Source organism: Vibrio panuliri, assembly GCF_009938205.1.
GTDB classification, from domain to species: Bacteria; Pseudomonadota; Gammaproteobacteria; order Enterobacterales; family Vibrionaceae; genus Vibrio; species Vibrio panuliri.
On the sequence record NZ_AP019655.1, the window covers coordinates 421,605 to 445,674 of the forward strand.

Consider the following 24,070-nt stretch of genomic DNA (forward strand, 5'->3'; position numbering starts at 1 on the left):
TTGGGGGTTATTTTTTGTCAATAGTCAGAGGTTTACCAAACCTCACATCAAACCCAAGCTCAACAGAACAATCACACCAATAGTACAAGTGACGGTCGATAGTACAGTGGTAAAAGCAATGATATTGGCAGCGAGTGTCGCGTTGCCCCCCATAGAGCGCGCCATCACATAACTGGCTGCCGCGACGGGTGAGGCATTCATAAAGAACAATATACCGAGCTCTAAACCGCGAAAACCCAAAAGATAGGCGCCAATCGTCACCAGCAAAGGGGCCATCACGAGTTTATAACTACTAGCAAACCAAGATGCGCTTTTCTCCTTTCTTAGCGTCCCTAAATCAAGTGATCCTCCGGTACAAAGCAAAGCCAAAGGCAGAGTCATTTTCGATAGATAGTTACCGGCATCGACAATGACTTCCGGAACAGGGATAGAAAGTACATAGACCACCATGCCAAGCGCAATTGAGATAATCAACGGGTTTTTGGTTAACGTTCTCGCCATCACTTTGAGTGCCTGAGTTCCCGACACTGAGCCCTTTGGCGATAAGCAAATAACGGCCTGAACATTGTAGAGGAAAGTAGTGGCAGCGACATACAATGCACCCAGTGCTACTCCCGAAGCGCCGTAAGCATTTGCCACATAAGCGATACCAATAATACCAGTATTCGCACGAAACCCACCTTGAATAATCACCCCTTGATCTGGTGAATCACGAAACAGCAGTTTGACGGAGATAAAGGTGAGGATAAAGAAGGCAATGCCAGACAGTATGCCGTAATTAATAAAGTGACTGGCGGCTGAGAAATCATGTTCTGCGGTAACGATGCTGAGAAACAGCATTGCTGGCAGTGTCACTTGAAATACCAACTTCGACCCGATCTCAATAAAGTTGTCGTTGATTAAGCCAATTCGTTTGAATATCACGCCCAAAATCAGCATTAAGCAAATTGGACCTGTGATAGAGAGGGAAAACTGCAGTTGGTTTAAAACGACATCCATGAATCATTCCGTTGGGGTAGTGATATTAATTTGTCATACAATTAAACCACAAGTTGTCCTTACTTTAATAGAGGAAAATGGGGTAAAAAAAAGCGGTTGAATCATCAACCGCCTCGTCGTTTATATTTGTTAAGCATTGTCAGTCGCTGGGACGTTGACTGGGCCTTTGTCGACTTTTGCGTCCACCGCTTTCATTAGCAGCACACCAACGCCAAGTACGATTACACCACAGAATACGAAGATCATTCTTCCCCAGAACTCATTTGGTAACAGAGCCATCAATGCAACACCCACGCCAGATACGGCGATTAGAGAACCCAACATATGACGCTGTTTGTTATCTAGCTTCTTCTGTTCAGTTGAATCTGACACTAGTGGAGTTGCTAGGTTATCAAAGAAGCGGTCAACGTCTTTCTGACGGCTCTCTTCGAGCGGTTTGTAAAATAGAGTCGATAGTGCAAAGAAGCCAGCGGTAAACACTAGGTGACCAACAAGACCCACTGCAACCTTAAGATCTGACCACTCACGTGCGGTTAGAGGTTGTAGATCAAACCAGCTTTGGATCATGTCTGGAGTGACAATGAAACCGACGTAGTAAGAAACAAAACCACCCACAACAAGTGTTCCCCAACCTGCCCAGTCTGGCGTTTTCTTGATGAAGAAGCCGCAGAACGCTGGGATAGTCATTGGGAAGCCAATTAGCGCACCCACATACATCATGGTGTCAAATAGGCTTAGACCTTTTAGCGAGTTAATAAATAGTGCGATAAGAATGATGGCAAGGCCAAATACGGTTGAGGTAATTTTTGAAACGAACATCAGCTCTTTTTCCGTCGCATTTGGGCGCAGAACGGGTAGGTAGAAGTTCATTACAAAGATGCCTGAGTTACGGTTCAAACCTGAGTCCATTGAAGACATGGTTGCAGCGAACATTGCAGAGATCAGTAAGCCTACCATACCTGCTGGCATGTATTGTTCTACAAAGTATAAGTAAGCGAAGTCACCAGCTTTAGAACCCGCTTCAGGGTATTGAGCCGCAAGATCGACACCTTGACCTGCAATAAACCATGACGGCGTAAACCAGATAAACACGCCCATGGTCATTAGCACGCACGCTAGTAGTGCAGCTTTTTTCGCGTTCTTTGAGTCTTTCGCTGCAAGGTAACGGTGACAGTTAAGCATATTGTTGTTGATAGAGAACTGCTTCAAGAAGATAAATACAGCCCAAATACCGAAGATGCTTAAGTAGTTCAGGTTATTGCCCGCAACGAATGAGCCATTTTCTTGTACAGGGAAGTTCGTCACGATCTCAGTGATACCGCCGCCTTTAACAATCGCAACCACCGCACACGTAACAGTTACCGCCATGATGATGACCATTTGCATAAAGTCAGAAGCGATAACTGCCCATGAGCCACCTGTTACTGACATTAGCAACACAACCAAGCCGGTGATCCAGATAGTCGTGCTCATTTCGAAGCCAAAGATACCAGAGGCGATAATCGCAAGGCCGTTTAGCCAAATACCTGCTGAAATAACGCTACTTGGCATACCAGACCAAGTAAACACTTGCTCATTAAACTTACCAAAACGCATACGAATCGCATCAATAGGTGTAATAACACGCAACTGACGGAACTTAGGTGCGAAGTAGAGGTAGTTCATCAGGTAGCCGAACGCGTTAGCTAGGAAAATTGTCGCAACAGCAAAACCATCAGTGTACGCTTTGCCAGCCGCACCAGTAAACGTCCAAGCACTAAACTGAGTCATAAACGCAGTTGCACCTACCATCCACCACAACATGTTACCGCCCCCGCGGAAGTAATCACTAGTTGTGCTTGTAAATGTACGGAACATCCAACCTATCGCAATAAGGAATAGGAAATAGACGCCGACAATAACCGTGTTGAGTTCCATTTTTAGACCTTCTCTTAGTCATTAATTTCTGAGGCTTATATTATCCGTTCAATTTTTTATTTGTAGTACAATAACTCAAATGTGTGATGGGGTGATAAATACTGAAAATCCATCTTTTAACGCATTAGCAGTGGATTAAAAGTATATTGATATAAGTGTAGACATAAAGACTAACTTAAACAATAACTTATGTTGAATTTGTGGAGATTGAACTTTTGGTGAGAAATATATTTTATCGAGACCAATCGAAATATTTGTTATACATTTTGCTTATTTGTATGATTTTTCATTTGTTGTTTTTCACGGTTTATTTGCATCTTTATGGCGAAATTCATCACTAAATGGGGGTGTGTTTGTAATAATGTGCAGCGAAATTGATGAGACTTATTAATTATTATCACTAACTGGAAAACTATGGCTTGAATGTGATGGTGGAGTAGGGAGCTTAAGAACTGCCGGTTATCGGGTTTCTGAAGGTCAAAATAGGATTGGAGTGGTTAATAATTACCCTGCTTTCATGATAAATCATACAAATTGACCTGCGAGGAGTGAGCAGAAACGACAGCCGAGTGGTGTGTAAGCGATGCAGAATGTGGCAACAACAGAGCGAAGACGAGAAGATGTGGCATCGACAGCCACTAGTCAGCAGTATATTAAAATAGTGTGGCGTTATGCTAAACGGAGTGGTTTGTTTATTTGTGGCAGGTCTTAGATAAAAAAACACCCGAGAGTGCCTGTAACTCTCGGGTGAAAAGGTAGATACTTGATGGGTGAGCAGTACTTACCTGTGCAGTTCAAAAGATGTAGAGCCGCCAACATGGAGACGGATGCGAGGTCTTTATTTGGCTCTAACCACGCCAAATAAAGTGTCGTCGTCATCCGTTTGTCAGTTAATCGACAAGACAATTGAACCCGCTATATGTCGTTATATATCGCTATTTGATTTCACCTATTGTTAGGTGTAACGAGATCACTTCGCTAGCTTATAGACTTCAATGATCTCTTCTTTGGTAATTGGCTTCACGCCTGCTATCGTGTTGGTTCCTGGCATCGCAAACATACGGATTACGTCGTCAGCCATTTTTTCGTATTTGTCTTCAGGAATGTTGTCATCCGATAGCGTAATTAACATACCGGTGCGCTCAAACCACTCTTTCACTTTCACTGATAGCATTCTTGCTGCGACTTGATCGTCTTGTTCAACCACACCGAAACAACGACGAGCAAGTTGTGCCCAACGATCCGGACGTACATCGGCAAAGAACTCTAGATATGGTGGTACAACCATCGCCATTCCGCGAGCATGGCGTACATCAAAATGAGCTGACAATGGCATCTCGATAGAGTGCATTGGAATGGATCCCAAACGGCCAAGTGCTTGAATACCTGACCAGCCGAAGATAGAGCAAAGCGCTAATTGTCCACGAACGTCTAGGTTAGTTGGATCTTTTTGAACTTTCTCAAAATTATCCATTAAGTTTAAGATCATGCCTTCAGTTAAGCGGTCTGCGAAACCTGAGTCAGCATCGCTTGAAAGGTAATGTTCGATTAGGTGTGAGAAGATATCAATGCAGCTTTCGTTAGTGATAAAGTCTGGCAATGACGTATGCAACTCCGGATCCAAAATCGCAACTTTAGGGATACGGTACTCGCTGCGGCTAAAGCTTTTCTCTTTCGTTTCCCAGTTAGTCAGAACGCCACCTGCATTACACTCAGAACCTGATGCGGCAACAGTTGGAATCGAAATAATTGGGAATGCACCTGTATACTCACGTGGTGTACGGTCACCTAATACAACGTAATCCCAGCATGAACCACCACTGTATGAGGTCGCTGCAATGTATTTAGAGCCGTCAATCACTGAGCCGCCACCAAGAGCAATCACAAGATCACAGTTCTCAGCGTTGAAGATTTCAATCGCTTTATCGATAGTGTGGGCACGAGGGTTTGGTTCGATTTCAGTAAATGTCACGACTTCAACACCGGCTGCGGCAAGAGAGCTGATCACTTTATCGATAACCGGTGCAAATGTAGCGTTAGCTTCGTAAGTAGCAAGCATCGCTTTTTTACCTAGTCCTTTTGCAACTTGGCCGACTTCTGCCAACTTACCAGGGCCGTAAACCAGCTTGGTTTGGAAGTTCCACGCAAAATCTTGCATCAATATGTTCCTCAATGTAATCCAACGTTCGATAAGCCAAGTGTTCTTGAGCTGATTACCGACGTATGTTCTTTAACTCACCATAACGGTGAATCAAAGAGTGAATGGTTGACGTAAACACGCTTACGTCAGAAAACGAAAGTAACAACGTTACTTATGACTTGTATTAAGTATATTGTAATACAAATAAAATGGAATGGGTGATTTGGTAAATTTTGCGTCAGAGCACACTTTAATCTTGCAGATTATCAATGGTAAGTTTATTTTTTCTTATTAATCATTGTTTTATATTTTATGGTTTTAATTGTTCGATTAGAGCTTATGTTGATGTTCATAATTGGATAACGCTGGTATATGATTAATTGTAGTATTAATTTAGTCAATGTGTTGCAAGGGGACAAGCAAGCTAAGCGATGAAGTTGCCGAGCTTGCCTAGGTTAGATGGAGAGCAACACGCAAGGCTAAGCTTGCTCTGCGCGCTCTTTATTGAGTATGTCAGCGTTATGACCGCCTTTACCTCGCAGTAGTTTGCGCCATTGAACGGGCATCATCGGTAACACGATCAGTGCAATGCCTAACACAGTAAGGAGATCTGGGACTTCATTAAACCACATCACGCCAAAGAGGGTGACGAAAGCAAGCCCAGAGTATTCGGCCAAGGCTATCTGGTTAGCTGGAGCGAGACGAAACGCCTTAACAACCAGTGCATGATAGGCTAAAACGAAAATATTGATCGCCACAATCCACATCACGTGTGTCCAGCTTATTGGCTGCCATTGTGGGAAGGCAAACAATAACGCTCCCGGAATGGTCATAAGTGTGGTCCAAAATAGTGTGCAAATAAGCGGCTGTTCTTGGGGCATACGACGAATTAGCACATTGCCTACTCCAATCGCTAACGCACTACCAAGTGCGATGATCGCAGCCCAATGAAAATGCTCTGGTCTCAATACAACCAGCACACCGCTGAAGCCAATCATGGTCGCGATGATTTTTCCTCGTGTCGGTTTTTCTTTTAGAAACAATACTGAGAGCGGAAGCACTAATAATGGCCCAACATAAAAGATCGCGTTGGCCGTTGCCAACGGAAGATGGGTGATTGCGACCATGGCGCAAGCACTGCCAATTAAAATTAGCTGCGCACGCCAAAATGTTATCCAATCACATCCCATTCTTCTGACGGGTTTATTGAGCCTTAGCCAAAGTGGTAGAAGGAAAAATAGACTGATAATCTGGCGAATAAGTACATATTGAAAAGTTGGTACTTCTCCATTGAGCATCTTTAGACAGACGTCAGATAAAGACGCGACGAGATTGGCAACCACCAATAGTAGGATGGCCTTCGTGACATTTGATTGGGTCATAGAGTAAATCTTTTGGTTAGACGCTGAGGCGATAAAGTGTGCCGATAGTCGTGTTGCCTTCGGGGGTAATTCGGTGTTGTTGTGCGAGCAGTAGCTCTGCGGTTGAAACTGCATCTACCAGAGCATTATGGTTATTGTACTCTGGAAGGCGATAGCGCTCTCGAGTGGTAGAAAGTCTTACGTCGCTATCGGGCTGACCATTCACAGCCTTTTGCAGCTTCTTCTCAATCTTTAGAGTGTCAATCCAGAGCAGGGGAGGTGGCAATACTTTCATTACTCGCTCGAGATATTTGTTGATGAATTGAGCTTCAACCATACAGCCATGAGCGACAAACACGTTTCCCTGTGCTGCTGAGAACAGCGATTGCATGGCGTGATGAATCGATACTCCTTCAGATAACATCTGCGGGGTAATGTGATTTATCACTGCGGTCTCAGGTTTTACTTGGGAATCGCTGTTGATGTACATATGTTGGCTAGTGGCAAGGTCGATTGTTCCTTTACGCACCAGTACCCATCCCATAGAAAGGATCAGATCTTCTTCGCAGTCTAAACCAGTAGTCTCGAGATCCAATACAATGAAGTCACTTTCGCAGGCGAGTTGCGTTGCAGCAACTGGCGTTGAAGACACGAGATCTCGAATCTCATTGGGGATGGTGTCTTGGTTTAAGTAGCGCTCCTGAGCACGGCGAATTTGGGTGCAAGGGTGAAAGTAATTCAACAAACGTTTCACTAGCGACTCCCAAAGCGTACTTTTGCCGCTTCTTGCAAGTCTGCGATAATACGGAATGCATCCTTTAAGTGCTGGCGCTCAAAACTACCAAACGTATTAGGGTCGATATGGTTATTGGGTTCTTCTCCTTGTTTTAATGCTTCAAGTTGATGGGCGAAGCGGAATGAGAGGATAAACTGATACGCATTGAGGATATTTTTATAAGCATCCTCACTCAATACTCCCTGCTCGTTGGCCGCTTTGAATCGTTCGTCTGTGGCGCTTAGATCGCATTCCACCGCCAATCCGTAGATTCGAGCTAAGTCAATAATAAGGTTGATCGCATACTTCTTCACATCAAGCGTTTTCTTGTTCTCTCCTGATTTCTCTAACACCAAGCTATTAAAAATCCCCAGTGGAGGGTTGGTGTTCACAGCATCATTAACCAGTGATGCCAAGAATTCTCGGTTGCTGCGAATATTACTGTGGAGTTCATCGCGCAGTTCGTTCTCAAACGCTCTATTGCCATAGATCGTTCGAATCTCTAAAAATACGCTGATATTGAGCAGGCGTTCGTACTCGGGGTTGGCGACCCATTTTTTATAGTACTGTTTCCAAACCTTTAATGGCTGGCACCACTTTGGTGTCGCTGCCATATACTTCCCACTGCACAGAGGGTAGTCACAACTTGCCAAGCCATTGGTCACAATCATGGCTAAATGCTTGAAGTAAATGCGATCATTTTCTGTTGCTTGGTCACTCAAAACGATCGCGCTGTCTTGATCTGAAAGCATATGCACTTCGCTTCGCGCATGAGAACCCGCCACTATCCACGAGAAATCACAAGGTGGTGGCCCCAGTTTGTCAACCGCGATTTGAATCAAACGACGCGTGTATGAGTCCATGATCATTGTCATCACTTTACCAATGATTTCAGGGGAGACTCGTCCTTCAACTAGTGCTTCGAAGATGGCTTGACGTTCCGGCGTAAAGCTTGAAAGTGACTTAACGCTGCCTGCATATTTGATTTTCTCGATCAAAAAGATGGCTTGCATGCGGTGGTTCTGAACTAAGTGAGAGGTGGTTAAGACACCGACAACTTTGTTGTCTTTGACCAGAGGCAGGTTACGAATATTGTGTTGCATCATCAAAGAGGCGGCATGCAACACCAGATCATCCGGTTTTACGGTAATTGGATTAGGTGTCATGACGTCAGAGATAGGCCGCTCTGTGCTGATACCTTGCGCAATGACACGCTTTGTCATATCTCGGTCAGTGATTAAGCCGACAATCTGGTTTTGCTGGTAAATCACCGCGCAGGGTGAGCACTTACTCAACATTTCATTGGCTACAACCTGAATAGACTGCTCGGTTGTCACGACTGCTACGTGACCACTCGCGACCTCATCGACCCGACGAATGAACAAGCCTTTTTCTTTGTTTGACCACACCACGTCTAAGCCTGACTTAAGGCGCAACTGAGCCTGAGATGCGAAATGTTCGGCACACTCAGGGTAGGTGGTAAACAAGGATGTGAGCACTCGTTGAGGAATGACATAGAGTAAGGAGTTCTCAATCGCGATAGCATGGTAGCCTTGGTTACTATCGACAGTTGCTCCCAGCATTGTGAAGCCAAATAAATCTTCAGGGCCGAGTTTGGCTCTAAGCACGCCATCAGACTTGCGTTGCTCTATTGAGCCAGTACGAATGACATAAAGCGACTTCTCTTTACTTGGGTTGCATAAGTCGATGCTTTGCCCTTTACCCAAGTAGCTGATTTGCACATGAGCGGCGATTTCACGCAAGGCAACTTTGGGAATCTTATCAAAAGGATCGACAGAACCGAGAAATTGCAGGATGTTTGGCAGAAGAGAGTCAGTCATTGCAAATTACAGTAGTGAAATATTTGTATTATTATATATCCAAATTTTCGTTATGTATTCTACAATCTTTGCAAATTTACGGGTATGACTGGTCAAGAAAAAGAAAAGCACGCTTGAGAGCGTGCTTCTTGGTAGGGTATAAAAATCACCACTATGCGAGGCGGTGCTTAGAATCTAATAAGTGATTCGCTGATGCTTGGCGCGCTTTATCAGCGTTACCCGCCATGATTGCATCATAGATTTGACGGTGCTCTTTAATACACGTACTGCCTTCTTCAGAAGAGTGAGCGATAAAGTTAACGAACATTGTCGTCAAAATATTGCCAAAAGGGAGATAAAAGTCGTTGCCTGTTGCGTTGAAAATTAAACTATGGAAACGTGTGTCGACTTTCATCCATTTTTCTTGATCAAACTCATCGGCTTCTGATATCTCAACCATTTGTTGGAAGGTTTCAGATAATTCAATGCGTTGCTCGGCCGTTGCATGCTGTGCAGCTAGTGCACAAGCCTCAGGCTCAATCGCGCGACGAAGACCTAAGAACTGATGACAGAATTGGTCAGTATCAGCCAGTCCGTCCATCCATTCGATTAATTGCGGATCTAAGAAGTTCCAGTAAGCACGGTTAATCACTCGTGTACCAACTTTAGGGCGTGATTCGAGCAAACCTTTAGAGGTTAGCAGCTTAACGGCTTCACGAAGCGCTGTTCGGCTAATACCAAACTGCTCACATAAAGACATCTCACCCGGGAGGATCGAGCCTTGCGGTAACTTACCTGACAGGATACCTCGCGCTATTTCTCGGGCTACCTGAACATGCAGGCTGCGTTTTGAGCCAGAGATTGAAAGAAATTCGCCAGACATAAACTCACTTATTGGTTAAATATGTATTATTTTAGCCTTACTATAACACTCCCTCGGTTTCTCACCAAGCAGATGTTAACGTAATAATAGACAACCCTCTTTGCCTTGTGTTAGCTCCAAAATAGCAACATTTGCGCCTATTTCATAACAATGACCATCTGAATTGCTCGTTAATTATTCATACAAATGAATGAGGTCTGTCTAGTTTGTTTGACCAGAATCACAAATAGAGACGCCAAAAGCCGAGTTCTGTGCATTTTAGGCTGTCTTGACTTGTTAATTAAAAATCTTATTGTATTATTAATTGAAATTACACAAACGACTAACGATAGGTAAACCGTAATGTTTAACGATCTTAAAGGTAAACGCGTTCTAATTACTGGCTCTACAGCAGGTATGGGTCTTGCAGCCGCGCGTGTATTTGCTAAATATGGCGCAAAAATTGGTATTAACAGCCACATCTCTGGTCCAGAGGCTGATGCTGCAGTCACTGAGCTTACAGCACTTGGTGGTGAGGTGAAGTTCTTTCAAGCCAACCTAATGGAAACGGCTGAGTGTGAGAAGCTAGTCAACGAGTTTACACAACACTTCGGTGGCATGGACGTACTAATCAATAACGCCGGTGGTCTTGGTGGTCGTGAAAACTTAGAGAACATCGACGACGAGTTTTATAACCGTGTTATGGATCTGAATGCTCGTTCTGCACTAATGACAACCAAGTTCTCTATTCCTCACCTACGCGCTTCAGCGGCGGCATCTGGCGAAACGGCTTGTGTGATCAGCACAGGTTCAATTGCTGCTCGCGAAGGCGGTGGTGTTGGCGCAGGTATCTACGCGGCATCTAAAGCATGGTTGCACGATATTCATCGCAACTGGGTGAAAGAGTTCACTAAAGACAACATCCGTTTCAACATTGTTTCTCCGGGTACAATTGATACTGCGTTCCATGATGGCAAAACAGACGAGCTAAAAGCGGCAATCGCGAATAGCATCCCAATGGGTCGTTTTGGTCGTATCGAAGAAGTGGCACCAACATTTGCTTTCTTTGCTTCACATGCATGTTCAGGTTACATCACTGGTCAAGTGCTAGATGTGAACGGCGGTCAAATGGCGCCATAGAGCAAGTCGTTTCGTTTAAGACGAATACACTGCAGCAAAAAAGCCAGCTTCGTCTGGCTTTTTTGGTCTTTAAGCCTCTGTTTACTCGCGACAAGGGACTGCGAGAGTCGAATATGAGGTTGGCTAAGTACAGTGCGACTTAGTTTTATAACTATAAAGGAACGTCAAATGGCAGAGTTTTCACTCGTAGAGGAGTCTCATCGTAAGCTTCATGTTCAGGTTGCCAGGCAAATCGCCCGTAAAATTCTATCCGGAGAGATACAACCAACAGAGAAGCTACCCAGTGAGATGGCTTTGTGTGAAGCATTTGGGGTAAGTCGAACGGCGCTAAGAGAGTCGACGAAACTGCTTTCAGCTAAAGGATTGATTGAATCTAAGCCGAAAGTAGGGACCTCAATTCGCCCACGTAATCATTGGCACTTTCTTGACCCACAACTGTTAGAGTGGATTCAAGACCTCGAAGATACCGAACCGTTTTTGGCACAGTTTTTAGGGATGAGAAAGGCGATAGAGCCTGAAGCATGTGCATTAGCGGCAGTTAACGCAAGCGTGGAACAGCGCAAACAGTTGTCGGTCATTTTCCAAAAAATGACGTGGGCGGCACATCGGTTTGATTATGACGAATGGAGTAAGAATGACCATCTGTTTCATCAAATCATTTTCTTAGCAACGGGCAACCAATTTTATATTCCGTTTAGCAATATTCTCTCAACTATTTTCAAACTTTTTATTGATCATTCCGCTGAAGGTGGTCGTTTCTGCTTAGCGGAACACCAAGCAATCTATGATGCCATCATGGCGGGCAACAGTGAAAAAGCTCGCTCAGCCTCTCATCTGTTGTTGAATGATGAAAACCAGAGACTTGCTCAAGTTGTAAACGGTTGATTGGTTTTTTAGGTAGTTTTGCTGAGTTTCGTGTCGGTAAAACTGCCATCATAATTCTTGATTAGGCAACCTTCTGATGTCTATCCGACCTTATATTCGTAAGAACTTTTCATTGGCATGGCCTTTGGCGCTCAATGCACTTTTGATGCAATCGATGCTGATGATAGATGTGTATCTTGTTTCCCCGTTAGGTGAAGTATCTCTTGCTGCGATGGGGATTGCTTCAACGATCGTCTCGTTTGTACTCGGTATTCAAATGGCTTTTGCCAATGGTTCCCAATTGGTACTCAGTCGTGCAGTGGGGTCGGGAAACTCAACCTCTGTTAATCGCGGCTTTTGGGCTGGGCTGTTTATCAATGGTGCCGTTGCAGTGTTATTTTGGTGTTTATTGAGCGTGTTCGGCGAGTCAATAATTGCCTGGCTTACCAGTGATTCTGTATTGTCAGCAGAGACACAAAAATATCTCTCGATTGCCAAGTACATCATTGTATTTAATGCGATTACACAAGTAGCGATTGCTCTATTTAATGCCCGAGCGAAAACCAGAGTGCCATTTAAGGGGTACTTGATTGAACTGCCGGTCAATGCAATCGCTTCGTATATCTTAATTCACGGGATAGCAGAGTTCTCAGGGCTAGGGGTACAAGGGGCGGCTGTAGGCAGCTTAATTGCCATCGTTGTTAGAATGATCTATCTGCTATTGTGTATGCACTATGATCAAGCGCTAAACTTGTCGTTACGTACTTTGGACTCATCGCTTAAGCGCAACATCATTAACCATTTCAAAGAGATATTCCCAGTAGCGGTCAATATGACTATGCTACAAGCAGGGGCGACAGTATATATGTTGATGTACTCACAGCTCTCAATTAACGCCTATGTTGCCATTACTATTGTTATGCCGTGGATTCGTGCGGGGACACAATTTATCACGGCTTGGGCGTTATCCTCCGCGATTACCATTAGCCAAGCGATTGGCGCAAGAAGCCTAAGTGATTTGCGTAAGAATGTTGATGTGAGTATTGATGTCTCCGTTGCGATCTCTTTTGTTTCCGCGTTGTTCTTTTTAGTCCTGAGCTTAATGTTGCCGTCATTTTACCCAGATCTCGATGCGTCAACGTATCTCGCCCTGTCTGCAATTGCGCCTCTTTACATTGCGTTACCTATTGTGCGTGGTTACAACACGGTTCACGGGCATATCTTACGTGCGATAGGAAAAACCACAGAGGTGTTTAAGGTGAACTTTACAGGCCAATGGTTGGTGGCTATTCCCCTTTGTGCTGTGATTATATTTTACTTTGATGGCCCGATTTTTTGGGCATTTGCTGCAATGCCGATTGAAGAACTAGTAAAAACCTTGCCATTTAGGTACATCGCAAGAAAATCACTAAAAGAGTTTGATATGAAAAAAGCGGAAACATTGATGTATGACTAGTTGTTGAGGTTCGTCGTTAATTAATGTGATGCAAAAATGCCACCTTGCAAAACACGGTGGCATTTTTTAGGTAGAGCTATGGGGTATCAGTGGCGCTTTGTGCTTCGCTCAGTTTGGCTTTCTTCTTCATTTTTAGCGTTGAGTACACTGAGAAAATCGCAAGCAATACAAAGCCTAACGCAATTGGCCGTTCATATAGGAATGACCATGAGTTGTCATACATAAGCAAGGCTTTGCGTAAGTTAGTTTCTGCCATTGGGCCTAAGATGATTGCAAGGAGGATCGGTGATGACGGTATCTCAAGTTTACCGAGTACGAATCCTAAGAAACCAAATCCAATAGCAATACCGACATCAAACATCGAGTTGTTGATAGCATAAGCTCCTACCACAGACAAAAAGATGATGATTGGAATCATAAGGATCTTTGGTACTTCGATAATCCGACAGAAAAAACGAATGCCAAGTAAGCCAACCAACAGCATGACGACATTGGCAACTAACATTGAGCTAAACACGCCGTAAACGACTTCCGGGCTCTGAGTGAACAGCAGGGGACCAGGAGTGAGCCCTTGAACAATGAGTGCACCTAACAACACTGCGGCGACCGCATCACCAGGTACGCCTAGGGTTAATAGTGGGACAAGAGAGCCACCCGTTACGCCGTTGTTCCCAGATTCGGCTGCTGCCAAACCATGCAGTGAGCCTTTACCAAACTCTTCGGGATCTTTTGCTGAGCGTTTTGCCTCGTTATAGCAAACGAACGCTGATATATCGGCACCTGCGCCGGGAACGGAGCCGATAGCCGTACCAATTAAGCCACTTTTTACCGAGGTAGGTAAAATGGTTTTAAGATCCTGTTTGCTCAACAGCTTATGGTCAAACTTGGCAACAGTGGCTTGTTTTTCTTTGAGAACTTTTTCAATTTGGTTGATTGCTTCAGACAACGCAAATAGACCGATCAAAACCGGAATAACGTTGATTCCGCTGTACAAGTCTAAGATGCCAAAGGTAAATCTAGGGACGCTGCTAATGGGATCAAGGCCAATGGTTGAGACGAGCAATCCAATGGTACCAGCGAGCAACCCTTTGAGAATATTTTGTGACGATACGCTGGCAATAATAGTGAGACCAAACAGTGCGAGGGCGAAATATTCTGGAGCATTAAATCGCAGAGCAAAGTTAGCCAGTAATGGCGAAATAGCGATTAAAACAATAGTACTGAGTAGACCACCAACAAAAGAAGCGACCGCCGAGATGCTTAGTGCTCGAGCAGCTTGCCCTTTGGCGGCAAGCGTATGACCGTCTAGCACTGTTGCGGCTGACGCTGGTGTTCCGGGTGTTTTTAATAGAATAGCGGCAATCGAGCCACCATAGATGCCGCCGATATAGACGCCAATTAACATCACGAGTGCAGCTGTTGAGTTCATGCCGAAAGTGAATGGTAATAATATCGCGACACCCATCGTCGCCGTTAGGCCGGGTAATGCACCGAGTACGGTACCGCCAACAACGCCGAAGATTAAGATTGGCAAAATATCTGGGCTGAATGCGGTGGCCAGTCCGTTAATTAGATGTTCCAACATAGCTTATTCCTCAATAAAAAATGCCTTGAGGCAATGCGATATAAAATACTTCACTAAATAGGTAGAAAACGCTGACGACAAACGTACAGGCAACGACATAGTAGAGAGGCTTTTTTACTTTGAAGATCGCCAAGTAGGCAATGAATGCCACTAAGCTGGCGAGTAAGTAACCGAAGATATTAATTGCCACGGCATAGACCACTAAAAACGCAATGCCAAAGAGCGACATTTTTGTGAACAGTGGCGTGACGAGAGAGGTATTGGTTTTCTTCAGCTTGTGTTGAGCAATCAGAGCAATACAAATAGCAATTTGAGCAATCGCAATAACGGTTGGAAAGAATTGTGCATTGACACTGGCATCTTGGAAGTGGGGTTGGTCGAAATGTTGAATGATATAGAGTACACAGGTACTAATAACGATCATTAAACTAGGAAAAACAAGGTGTCTGTTTAGCATAGTTATCTCCCTGTTGATCCTAGAGTGCAGAGCTCTGCACCCTAGGACTTGGTGCTGATATTACTGGATTAGAGAGCCAAGTGCTTTGGTATCTTCTTGAACAAACTGAGTGAACTCTTGAGCATTAAGGTTGTGAATAGTCATCGCACCTTTTTCCATGAACTGAACAAACTCAGGGTTTGCCATCGCTTCGTCGAATGCTTTACCTAGCGTTTCGATAACGGCATCTGGCGTGTCTTTCGGTGCTGCAATTCCTCGCCATGTACCTGTTACCACATCAATTCCTTGTTCTTTCAATGTCGGTACTTCAGGGATAAAGGCAATGCGCTCTTCAGACATCACACCCAGTGCTTTTAACTGACCGGAGCGAAGTTGTGCAATCGCTTCACCTGGCGTTACCATTGTCACGTCAGTATGGTGACCTAATACCGCAGGAATTGCTTCTGACGCACCGTTGTACGGGATAGCATTCAGTTTGATGTCTTGGCTCTTCTCCAGCGCCATTAGGTAGAAGTTAGGTGCCGCTGTTGAGGCAAACTTCAGTTTCCCGTCACCATCTTTCGCTTCAGCAATGAGGTCATTAATGGTGTTAAACGGGCTATCTTTGTGGACCAGAACGACGGCGGGGTCGAGGTTGACCATGCGGATCATACGAAAATCATCAGCATCGTTTCGCATCAGCCCCATCTGAGGAAGAGAAGCAATTTCACGAGTGACGACAGTCAATGTATAGCCGTCAGGACGTTGCTGGGCACCAAAGCTCATACCCACAGCGCCAGCGCCGCCTGTACGGTTCATGATGGCAATGTTTTGGCCAAGTACATCCTTTGCTGAGTTTGCGAGCGCACGGCCAACGGCGTCTGTGCCACCACCAGCTCCGAAAGGAACGACCAATCGAATGTTTTTGCTTGGGTAATCAGCAGCGATAGCGGTGGCAGATACTAAGATACCTGCTGCGATAAGTAGGGACTTTAGAAGTTTATTCATGTTCGATACCTTTCTTAACGGGTTGTTCTTAATGTTTTTGTAGGGTTTGAAGATTTGCTGGTTTGGTACTCATTCATGCAAATTTGCTCAAATGCTAGGGCGATCCAGCCACTGATGAGCATGTCATACCATTGTTGTACACCGCTGCATGCCACAACAACGTCACCGTAAGTGAATGAGCCGTAGAAGAGCAGGTCATCATCAGATAGGGACGAGGTGTGCAAGGTTTGAGCAACGATGTTGGAGGTAGAGCTTCGCCATGCCTGACGTGCTTTGTTTCTGGCAAAGTCGTCAAATGGTGTTGTCCACTGATTAGGGTTACCGAGTGAAGCTTGATACAAAATAGCCTCTTCGAAAGAAGCCTCCCATGGCTTGACTCTTGGGTCCATGATCACGATATGCAACTCTTGACGATTGGTGCGTTCAAATAGTTTGCTAATGGCGGGCATCACCAAATCTATGGCATCCTGAGCGATTTCAATATGGCTTCTCATACGCTGTCCTTGAAGAGTTTGAATTCGTATAAAGAATAATATTGTATGATTTATTGTCTGGGTATTAATCAATTGACGAAATGTAAGGTAGATCACTTGTAGTGATTTGTATTAGTGCGGTTGATCATGTTTCAGTTATTTTAAAATTTGATAATTCATAATGCTGATAAATGTAATCTATGTATTATTATATTATTCCTATGTGAGTTGTTGGTATCCATTATTCGTGGGTGTAGCGGGCGGGGAAGGTGTGATGGAAGAACGGGCGAAATGGCACAAAAAAAGCCGAGCTTGCGCCCGGCTTTGACTTACTTCCCATGTGCATTAAAAGCTGCGTATGATACTCAGCAATTAAATTTGTGCGAATGCGCCTTCCCAAGTGAAAGTCACACCGTCGAACTCTACGCTGTGAGTCGCGTTTTGCTTATCTTCGTCTAGGTTACAGATAGCAAAGTGGTAAGTGTTGCCTGTCGTCGTTTGTAGACGTACGACTGTACCTACTTCGTTATTACCCACTACCGATACAGACTCAACTAGACCGCGAGCACCAACAGATGCCTCGATTGACTCGTTGAAGTAGCCGTGTGTTTCAAGAACAGATGCAAATACATGGTTCTGACCAGACTGACGCAAGATCAGCGCAGGCTCACTCTTGAGGTTGAAGTCTGGATCGTTTGCGCCAGTGCGAGCAAAGTAAACTTCGCTGTCTTTGGTTGCGCTCGTCACTAGTGAGTAGTAGCTGCTGTCGTGTAGCCAACTCACTAGAGAACTGCCTTCAACTTTGCCTGAACCTACATTCCATAGGTGTTGGTAACCGTTGTCTGCGCCAAGAGGACGGAGCGTGCTTTCAACTTTGTAGTCGAAGTCAGTACGAATGATTTGACCAGAGTAGTGGACTGGCAAGTCATATTGGTGCTCTTGGTCTGCTTCGATGCGGTAAACATCAATCACAAGCGGTTTTTCGAATTCTGGTAGCTCAGCTAGAATGATGCTGCGCTGCATATCTACGCCATCGTAGTAACCAGAAATACGACCACTCATGCCTTGCAGTTTTTCGTCATCAGCTTTGAAGAAGTGCTTAGAACCAAACTTGGTTTCTGCTAGAGCAGTGTCGAAGTTATTTTGTGTCTTTTGATCAACTGTTACTGTGTTGTGCGCAACAGTCTGCTTACAGTAAGACTTGTTCTCTGGGATGTAACGACCGCCAAATTTAGGCTCAACGTTTACCCAGCGACCGAAACCGTAGTCGTGTAGCACTTCGTGGCCGCGGTTGAACACGCTTAGGTGTAGACCGTCGTAGTGACCGTGATCCAGTGCTGAGTGGTACTGGTGATCTGAGCCGTGTTGACCAAACCAAATCAGTGCCATAGTGTCGTCGTTTTGCTCGTCACGGTGACGTAAGATGCTTACGCCGCCTTTTTCACCTTTAGGGCCATCAGTTACGAACAGACTACCCCAGTTGAACGGTTTGATATTGTCTGCTGCGCTTACTGCGTCAGATAGTGTTTTACCTGAAACATGAACCCACACATCTTGCTGGTGGTTAGCCATGCCTAGCAGTGTTTCAGATTGCTCGTAACGGTGGAAACATACCGATGTTGCCATGATTACGCCTTCATCGTTGATTGAAATCGTCTTAGACGAATCGTTTAGCGCAGGCAGTGTACCGTCTGGGAATGCAGTCTTAAATACAGCGTAAGATGTGGTTTTGATGACTGAGTCGTTGAACTCGTAGATCTTAAGTTCTGGTTGGCGACGTTCAATCGCTTCTGCGAACAGGTAGATTGGACGTAGCGAGAAACGGTGGTAGTAAGGACCTTCCATGTAGTAGCCATCTGGCGAGAACAGTTGGTCTAGCTGAGCTAGGAAACCGCCACTGACTTTATCTAGTTTCAGACCGTACAGTGCTTTGTCTACCGCTTCTTGATCGTTGATTGCGTAACCACAGATACCCACTGCCGCGACTGCCCACAAACCATGGTTATGAACGATATCGAAGTCGTGGCCGTAAGTGACTACGAACAGTTCAATCATCTGTTTGAACAGGTCGTTTTCGATCAGTGTTTTTTGCTCTTCTTCCAGCGTGTGGTAGATGCAGCTGTAGGCACAAGAAGCGTATAGCATCCACATGTTCTCGTTAAGAGTTTGGTGGAAGATCTTACCTGGAGGGTTAGAGTCGCGACTAGTGTTGCTTTCTAGCGTTGGGTAAACCTTCGCGTAGGCTGTTAGCATATCCACAATGTAATCGCGGTATTTTTGTTCACCAGTAATAAGGAACAGGCGACCCGCTAGATCGATGTGAATGTAGTTCTGTTTGTGGCGGTTATGTTCGTAACCACCACCTTCGCCGTGGCCTGGGACTTCAATACCAACTTGCGCCATGTACGCGTCAGTTTGTTTGATGTCTCGTGCTAATGCTTTTCCTAATAGGCTATCCGTGCCAAGTGCTTTGCTTAATTCTGCCGCTTCTTCAAAGTTCAGTAAAAGTGGTTGATAGCTCATTATTATTTCTCCTGCTCGAACGCTTCAGTAATCTCTAGTGAGTAGAAGCCATTCCAGCTGTATGTTTTGCCATTAATTTCGACGTTGTGTGCGGTTTGGTCGTCAGCATCAAATACGTTGCTGATCATTACAGTAATGCGAGACTTCTCAGTTGTGATTTCTACTACGCTGCCAGTTGCGTTGTAACCAATAACACGGATGTCTTTTACTTTACCGCGAGCGTTAACTGATTGCTCGAACTCTTCGTTAAAGTAACCGTGAGTCTCAAGTACAGAAGCAAATAGGGTAGATTCGCCTTTGCTGCGTAGGATAAACGCTGGCTCGCTGCGTAGGTTAAAACTTGGATCGTTAGCGCCAGTGCGAGTGAAGATAACTTCGTTGTCACCGTTTTGCTTCGCGCTGTTGCTTGTACCGAGCCAAGTGTAGTAAGTGTTGTTCTGAAGCCAGCTCACTAACGCTGTATCTTCAACTTTACCGCTTGCTACTTTCCAGATGTGTTGGTAACCGAAGTTGTCGCCAAGTGTATTCAGTTCTTTTTCGCTTTGGTAATCGAAGTTGGTGCGTACTATCTGCCCTGCGTATTGATGTGAGTAGTCGTACTGGTGCTCACCTTCACCTTCGATGCGGTATAGGTCAAGCAGTAGCGGCGCTTCTAACTCATCAAGGCTTAGCATAAATACGCTGCGCTGCATGTCAGTATTAGGGTAGTGGTCGTTTGCAAACGCACTCATACCGTTGATTTCAGTACCTTCGACTTTAAAGAAGTGTGGCAGGCCGTGCACTGAATCTGCGCGCTCAACATCGAAACCGTTCTGACACTGTTCATCAATCGTTACCGCGTTATGCGCAATAGTTTGACGTGCGTAAGATTTGTTTTCGTCTAGGTAACGACCGCCGAACTTAGGTTCTACGTTTACCCAACGACAGAAACCGTATTCGCGCAGAACTTCTTGACCGCGGTTGAAGAAGGTAATACCTAGTGTGTCGAAGTTGCCGTGACCCATACCGTGTTGACCGTAGTTCATCACTAGCTGAGAAACGTCGCCAGTTTTATCCTGCATACGGATAAAACCTTGTGCACCGCTGTTGCCGTCAGGACCTTCGTTAAGCTCAACGCTTGGCCAGAAAGGCATGCCGATTTCGCGTTCTGCTGTCGCTTTATCAAACGCTTGAGATAGCTCTAGACCACATGGGTGCATCCAAACTGCATCTTGGATTTTCGCCATACCCAAAATGTTGTCGTCTAAGCCATAGTGTTTACTGTATACGCTTACTGCAACTTGTACGCCCATGTCGGTGATGCTCATCGTGCGAGACGCATCATTTAGAGCAGGGAACTGACCATTCGGGTAAGCCGTTGCCAGCATTGCTTGTACCGTGTTGCCAATCACCTTGTCTTTGTAGTTGTAGATATCCACTTCAGGCATGTGACGATGGACAACTTCAGCAAATACACATAGTGGTCGGATAGCATAACGATGATAGTAAGGGCCTTCCATGTAGTAACCAGAAGGTGCAAATAGCTGAGAAATTTGCGCAAGGAAGCCGCCTGTGTCGTTACGATCTTGACCGTAAACCGACATCTCAAGATATTCAGGTTTACCGATTGCAAGGCCACAGATACCAACTGCTGCAACTGCCCAAATACCATGGTTGTGAATGCGGTCGAAATCGTGCGCGTATTTCACTGTGAACATGTCTAGCATTGGTTCGAAGATGCGTTCAACAACAGCTGTGCGCTCTTCCTCAGTCATTGTTGAAGCCACGCAAGAGTACGCAAGGCTAGTGAACATTAACCAACAATGCTCATTTAAGATTTGGTGGAAAAGGCGACCGGTAGGGTTGGTATTTTTCTGAACGTGGAAATCAAACGTCAGATATTTCTCTGCGTATATGGCGAGGAGATCTTTCACAAACTGCGCGTATTTTTCTTCTTGAGTAATCAAGAACAAGCGACCCGCTAAGTTCATATAGGTATAGTTTTGCTTGTGGCGATTGTGCTCGTAGCCGCCAGCTTCGCCGTGACCAGGTACATCCAGAGGCAAGCGCATAAACGTTTCTAGTTCTTTGCGGTTTGCTTCAATAGACTTACCCATCAAACTCGGCTTGCCGATTTCCTTTCGTAATAACGCTATTTCTGCGGTGTTCAACAAAATCGGTTGTGTTGTCATTAAAATTACCACCCTCAATGAGTCGGATTATGTTCTTATCTCGATATAAAGTAATACAATAAGAGCTTTATTTTAAGGTTTATCCAGCCAAAGGGAGATGAATGTCACACTGGTTGTTGTAAGTTGTTGTATTTTAATGCTGTGGTGGGTGTAAAAGAATGTTTCATAGCATTTGTTCGTCGGTTGTATCACTACGGGTTTTTGCGTTATGTCACACATTTATAGATATATTGTATTACAAATAAAAGAGTTCCTATATGATTTGCTCATTCAATTAGCAGAGTGCCAAACATTGCACCTTGGAAAAGTTGAGCAAAGAGGGCAATGCCACTATCAAGTTTAGGAGTAAGACAATGAATCCATTCTTTATTGCAGATGAACAACCATGGGAAGAGCTAGGAGATGGTATTAAGCGAAAAATTGTTGCTTATACTGACGACTTAATGGCCGTTCACGTATGCTTTGACAAAGGTGCAATCGGCACCGCACATACTCATGAGATTCACGATCAAATTGGTTACGTTGTGAATGGTAGCTTTGCCGCTGAAGTTGATGGTCAAAAGCAAATCCTTAAAAAAGGGGATGCGTTTATTGCACGTAAGCACCTACTTCACGGAGCTGTCGCTTTAGAACAAGACAGTGTGTTACTCGATATTTTTAATCCAGCTCGTGAAGACTTCCTTAAGTAACTTGCTCGTCAACCCATATTGCTAAGGTGACTATATGAAAAATATCAATATTGCAATCATTGGCGAATGTATGGTTGAGCTACAGAAAAAGGATGGTCAGCTCCGTCAAACGTTTGGTGGTGACACATTAAATACTGCGGTTTACTTGTCTCGTCTCACAAAGGCACACAAGGTTAAAACAAGCTATGTTACCGCAGTGGGTAATGACCCTTTTAGTAAAGAAATGCTTGAAGCATGGCAGGCAGAAGGTATTGATACTGACTTAGTGTTAACGGTTGATCAGAAGCAACCGGGTATTTACTACATCGAAACCGATGGATCAGGCGAACGTTACTTCCATTACTGGCGTAGTGATTCTGCGGCTAAGTTTTTATTTGAGCAGAATGAATCTCCGGAACTGGTAGATAAGCTCTATGATTATCAGGCGGTCTACTTGAGTGGTATCACTCTAGCGATCTTGACTGACGAAGGGAAAACACAGCTTTTCGGTTTCTTAGAGCGCTACAAAGCACAGGGTGGTCAGGTAATCTTTGATAATAATTACCGCCCTAAACTCTGGAAGCATCGCGAAGAAGCACAATCTTGGTACTTAAAGATCCTCAAACTCACTGATATCGCGTTGCTCACTTTTGAAGATGACCAACTGCTGTTTGGCGATGAGCATATCGAGCAATGTGTCGAGAGAACGCGCTCATTGGGTGTGAATGAAGTGGTCATCAAGCGTGGTAGCGAAGCGTGCTTAGTAGTGACCGCTGATGAGCAGCAATATGTTGCCCCTAATCGTGTTGATAATGTTATCGATACAACTGCTGCAGGTGATTCATTCAGTGCCGGTTTCTTAGCCAAAAGACTGCTCGGTGGTCATGCGAGTGAGTCTGCATATACAGGACACTGTATGGCAGGCTCTGTTATCCAGCATAAGGGCGCCATCATTCCTTTAGACGTAATGCCTAACATTCAACTTTGATTCTAATGAGTCCGAACTCACCTTTGTGGGAACGGACTTTCTTTTTTGTGAGAAAATTATGACGACTTTAAACCAACAACTCGAACAGTTAAAAGTGATCCCTGTTATTGCTATCAATAAGGTTGAAGATGCAATTCCTTTGGGACGTGCATTGGTTGAAAATGGTATGCCTTGCGCTGAGATTACTTTCCGCACTGAATGTGCCGTTGAAGCGATTCGTGCAATGCGATCGGAGTTTCCAGAAATGCTGATCGGTGCTGGTACTGTTCTCACCAACGAGCAAGTCGACCAAGCGATTGACGCGGGCGTGGACTTTATTGTCAGTCCGGGCTTTAACCCTCGTACGGTACAGTACTGCTTAGATAAAAACGTGGCGATTGTTCCGGGAGTCAACAACCCAAGTCTAGTGGAACAGGCGATGGAAATGGGGCTGCGCACGCTTAAATTTTTCCCAGCTGAGCCATCAGGTGGTGTCGCAATGCTTAAAGCATTGACGGCAGTTTATCCAGTGAAATTTATGCCAACAGGCGGTGTCAGTCTATCAAATGTTGACCAATATCTATCGGTGCCTTCAGTATTGGCTTGTGGTGGGACATGGATGGTGCCTACAGATCTGATTGATCAAGGAAAGTGGGACGAGCTGGGTCAACTCGTGCGTGATGCTGTTAATCACGTCGCGTAACTGACTGACAGTAAAAACAAATTATATTTGGTTACTATCAAGCGAGCTTTGGCTCGCTTTTTTTATAGCCGCATATGGGCAGATAGTCTTAACATACACCATAATTGAATAAAGAGTATTTGTGTATTTGTATTACAATATATCCTAGTTTTAGATGTGGATATTATTGGCATCCATTGTCTCAGTTTATGTACAGTAAGGA

Annotated in this window: 19 protein-coding genes; 6 read left to right on the top strand and 13 right to left on the bottom strand. The window is 44.7% G+C overall.

Going from position 1 to position 24,070, the window contains the following annotated elements; genetic code table 11:
• Positions 1-42 precede the first annotated feature (42 nt).
• The 7 genes from GZK95_RS16700 to GZK95_RS16730 all read right to left on the bottom strand — a co-directional run bounded on the left by GZK95_RS16700 (position 43) and on the right by GZK95_RS16730 (position 9,895).
• A complete protein-coding gene (locus GZK95_RS16700) occupies positions 43-999 on the bottom strand; it encodes an AEC family transporter (protein ID WP_075706094.1) in 957 nt (318 codons plus the stop codon).
• Positions 1,000-1,128: 129 nt separating this feature from the next.
• Positions 1,129-2,916 carry a sodium:solute symporter family transporter gene (locus GZK95_RS16705; protein WP_075713919.1) on the bottom strand — a complete coding sequence of 596 codons (1,788 nt, stop codon included), beginning with the start codon at positions 2,914-2,916 and terminating at the stop codon, positions 1,129-1,131.
• A gap of 970 nt (positions 2,917-3,886) precedes the next feature.
• The gene (locus GZK95_RS16710) at positions 3,887-5,074 is read right to left on the bottom strand and encodes an iron-containing alcohol dehydrogenase (protein ID WP_075716253.1); all 1,188 of its coding nucleotides are present in this window, start codon (positions 5,072-5,074) and stop codon (positions 3,887-3,889) included.
• Between the two features lie 461 nt (positions 5,075-5,535).
• Positions 5,536-6,438: a DMT family transporter gene (locus tag GZK95_RS16715; RefSeq protein WP_075716254.1), complete on the bottom strand. Its 903-nt coding sequence runs from the start codon at positions 6,436-6,438 to the stop codon at positions 5,536-5,538.
• Positions 6,439-6,454: 16 nt separating this feature from the next.
• The gene (locus GZK95_RS16720) at positions 6,455-7,171 is read right to left on the bottom strand and encodes a 3'-5' exonuclease (RefSeq protein ID WP_075706098.1); all 717 of its coding nucleotides are present in this window, start codon (positions 7,169-7,171) and stop codon (positions 6,455-6,457) included.
• Positions 7,171-9,033 (bottom strand): putative nucleotidyltransferase substrate binding domain-containing protein, encoded by a 1,863-nt coding sequence (locus GZK95_RS16725; RefSeq protein WP_075706099.1) that lies wholly within the window; start codon positions 9,031-9,033, stop codon positions 7,171-7,173. Before GZK95_RS16725 ends, GZK95_RS16720 begins: the two co-directional genes overlap by 1 nt.
• A 151-nt stretch (positions 9,034-9,184) precedes the next feature.
• Positions 9,185-9,895: a FadR/GntR family transcriptional regulator gene (locus tag GZK95_RS16730; protein ID WP_075706100.1), complete on the bottom strand. Its 711-nt coding sequence runs from the start codon at positions 9,893-9,895 to the stop codon at positions 9,185-9,187.
• 342 nt (positions 9,896-10,237) lie between these two features.
• Here GZK95_RS16730 and GZK95_RS16735 point away from each other — a divergent pair, with 342 nt between their 5' ends.
• The 3 genes from GZK95_RS16735 to GZK95_RS16745 all read left to right on the top strand — a co-directional run bounded on the left by GZK95_RS16735 (position 10,238) and on the right by GZK95_RS16745 (position 13,334).
• Entirely contained in the window at positions 10,238-11,014 is a 777-nt protein-coding gene (locus GZK95_RS16735; protein WP_075706101.1) for an SDR family NAD(P)-dependent oxidoreductase, read from the top strand.
• Positions 11,015-11,182: 168 nt separating this feature from the next.
• The gene (locus tag GZK95_RS16740) at positions 11,183-11,899 is read left to right on the top strand and encodes a FadR/GntR family transcriptional regulator (RefSeq protein WP_075716255.1); all 717 of its coding nucleotides are present in this window, start codon (positions 11,183-11,185) and stop codon (positions 11,897-11,899) included.
• Positions 11,900-11,975: 76 nt separating this feature from the next.
• Positions 11,976-13,334 carry an MATE family efflux transporter gene (locus tag GZK95_RS16745; RefSeq protein WP_075716256.1) on the top strand — a complete coding sequence of 453 codons (1,359 nt, stop codon included), beginning with the start codon at positions 11,976-11,978 and terminating at the stop codon, positions 13,332-13,334.
• A gap of 76 nt (positions 13,335-13,410) precedes the next feature.
• Here GZK95_RS16745 and GZK95_RS16750 read toward each other — a convergent pair whose 3' ends face one another.
• From GZK95_RS16750 to GZK95_RS16775, 6 genes are all read right to left on the bottom strand, one after another.
• A complete protein-coding gene (locus tag GZK95_RS16750) occupies positions 13,411-14,919 on the bottom strand; it encodes a tripartite tricarboxylate transporter permease (protein ID WP_075716257.1) in 1,509 nt (502 codons plus the stop codon).
• Positions 14,920-14,929: 10 nt separating this feature from the next.
• Positions 14,930-15,376 carry a tripartite tricarboxylate transporter TctB family protein gene (locus GZK95_RS16755; RefSeq protein ID WP_075716258.1) on the bottom strand — a complete coding sequence of 149 codons (447 nt, stop codon included), beginning with the start codon at positions 15,374-15,376 and terminating at the stop codon, positions 14,930-14,932.
• A gap of 60 nt (positions 15,377-15,436) precedes the next feature.
• Positions 15,437-16,363: a tripartite tricarboxylate transporter substrate binding protein gene (locus GZK95_RS16760; protein WP_075706106.1), complete on the bottom strand. Its 927-nt coding sequence runs from the start codon at positions 16,361-16,363 to the stop codon at positions 15,437-15,439.
• Positions 16,364-16,377: 14 nt separating this feature from the next.
• Positions 16,378-16,857 (bottom strand): hypothetical protein, encoded by a 480-nt coding sequence (locus tag GZK95_RS16765; protein WP_075706107.1) that lies wholly within the window; start codon positions 16,855-16,857, stop codon positions 16,378-16,380.
• 351 nt (positions 16,858-17,208) lie between these two features.
• Positions 17,209-19,359: a heparinase II/III domain-containing protein gene (locus GZK95_RS16770; RefSeq protein ID WP_075716259.1), complete on the bottom strand. Its 2,151-nt coding sequence runs from the start codon at positions 19,357-19,359 to the stop codon at positions 17,209-17,211.
• 2 nt (positions 19,360-19,361) lie between these two features.
• Complete coding sequence (locus GZK95_RS16775) at positions 19,362-21,530, bottom strand: heparinase II/III domain-containing protein (RefSeq protein WP_075716260.1); 2,169 nt, start codon at positions 21,528-21,530, stop codon at positions 19,362-19,364.
• A 353-nt stretch (positions 21,531-21,883) separates the two neighbouring features.
• Between GZK95_RS16775 and GZK95_RS16780 the strand changes: the two genes are divergently transcribed.
• The 3 genes from GZK95_RS16780 to GZK95_RS16790 are packed head-to-tail and all read left to right on the top strand — an operon-like array spanning position 21,884 to position 23,868.
• Positions 21,884-22,219, top strand: a complete 336-nt coding sequence (locus tag GZK95_RS16780) for a cupin domain-containing protein (protein WP_075706110.1) — start codon at positions 21,884-21,886, stop codon at positions 22,217-22,219.
• 34 nt (positions 22,220-22,253) lie between these two features.
• Complete coding sequence (gene kdgK, locus GZK95_RS16785; RefSeq protein ID WP_075716261.1) at positions 22,254-23,186, top strand: 2-dehydro-3-deoxygluconokinase; 933 nt, start codon at positions 22,254-22,256, stop codon at positions 23,184-23,186.
• Positions 23,187-23,244: 58 nt separating this feature from the next.
• Positions 23,245-23,868, top strand: a complete 624-nt coding sequence (locus tag GZK95_RS16790) for a bifunctional 4-hydroxy-2-oxoglutarate aldolase/2-dehydro-3-deoxy-phosphogluconate aldolase (RefSeq protein ID WP_075706112.1) — start codon at positions 23,245-23,247, stop codon at positions 23,866-23,868.
• The last annotated feature ends 202 nt before the right edge of the window (positions 23,869-24,070 follow it).

Bases quoted from the DNA above. Each gene is read 5' to 3' on its own strand.
- GZK95_RS16700 (WP_075706094.1), bottom strand. From the start codon at position 999: ATGGATGTCGTTTTAAACCAACTGCAGTTTTCCCTCTCTATCACAGGT.
- GZK95_RS16705 (WP_075713919.1), bottom strand. From the start codon at position 2,916: ATGGAACTCAACACGGTTATTGTCGGCGTCTATTTCCTATTCCTTATT.
- GZK95_RS16710 (WP_075716253.1), bottom strand. From the start codon at position 5,074: ATGCAAGATTTTGCGTGGAACTTCCAAACCAAGCTGGTTTACGGCCCT.
- GZK95_RS16715 (WP_075716254.1), bottom strand. From the start codon at position 6,438: ATGACCCAATCAAATGTCACGAAGGCCATCCTACTATTGGTGGTTGCC.
- GZK95_RS16725 (WP_075706099.1), bottom strand. From the start codon at position 9,033: ATGACTGACTCTCTTCTGCCAAACATCCTGCAATTTCTCGGTTCTGTC.
- GZK95_RS16730 (WP_075706100.1), bottom strand. From the start codon at position 9,895: ATGTCTGGCGAATTTCTTTCAATCTCTGGCTCAAAACGCAGCCTGCAT.
- GZK95_RS16735 (WP_075706101.1), top strand. From the start codon at position 10,238: ATGTTTAACGATCTTAAAGGTAAACGCGTTCTAATTACTGGCTCTACA.
- GZK95_RS16740 (WP_075716255.1), top strand. From the start codon at position 11,183: ATGGCAGAGTTTTCACTCGTAGAGGAGTCTCATCGTAAGCTTCATGTT.
- GZK95_RS16745 (WP_075716256.1), top strand. From the start codon at position 11,976: ATGTCTATCCGACCTTATATTCGTAAGAACTTTTCATTGGCATGGCCT.
- GZK95_RS16750 (WP_075716257.1), bottom strand. From the start codon at position 14,919: ATGTTGGAACATCTAATTAACGGACTGGCCACCGCATTCAGCCCAGAT.
- GZK95_RS16755 (WP_075716258.1), bottom strand. From the start codon at position 15,376: ATGCTAAACAGACACCTTGTTTTTCCTAGTTTAATGATCGTTATTAGT.
- GZK95_RS16760 (WP_075706106.1), bottom strand. From the start codon at position 16,363: ATGAATAAACTTCTAAAGTCCCTACTTATCGCAGCAGGTATCTTAGTA.
- GZK95_RS16765 (WP_075706107.1), bottom strand. From the start codon at position 16,857: ATGAGAAGCCATATTGAAATCGCTCAGGATGCCATAGATTTGGTGATG.
- GZK95_RS16770 (WP_075716259.1), bottom strand. From the start codon at position 19,359: ATGAGCTATCAACCACTTTTACTGAACTTTGAAGAAGCGGCAGAATTA.
- GZK95_RS16775 (WP_075716260.1), bottom strand. From the start codon at position 21,530: ATGACAACACAACCGATTTTGTTGAACACCGCAGAAATAGCGTTATTA.
- GZK95_RS16780 (WP_075706110.1), top strand. From the start codon at position 21,884: ATGAATCCATTCTTTATTGCAGATGAACAACCATGGGAAGAGCTAGGA.
- kdgK (WP_075716261.1), top strand. From the start codon at position 22,254: ATGAAAAATATCAATATTGCAATCATTGGCGAATGTATGGTTGAGCTA.
- GZK95_RS16790 (WP_075706112.1), top strand. From the start codon at position 23,245: ATGACGACTTTAAACCAACAACTCGAACAGTTAAAAGTGATCCCTGTT.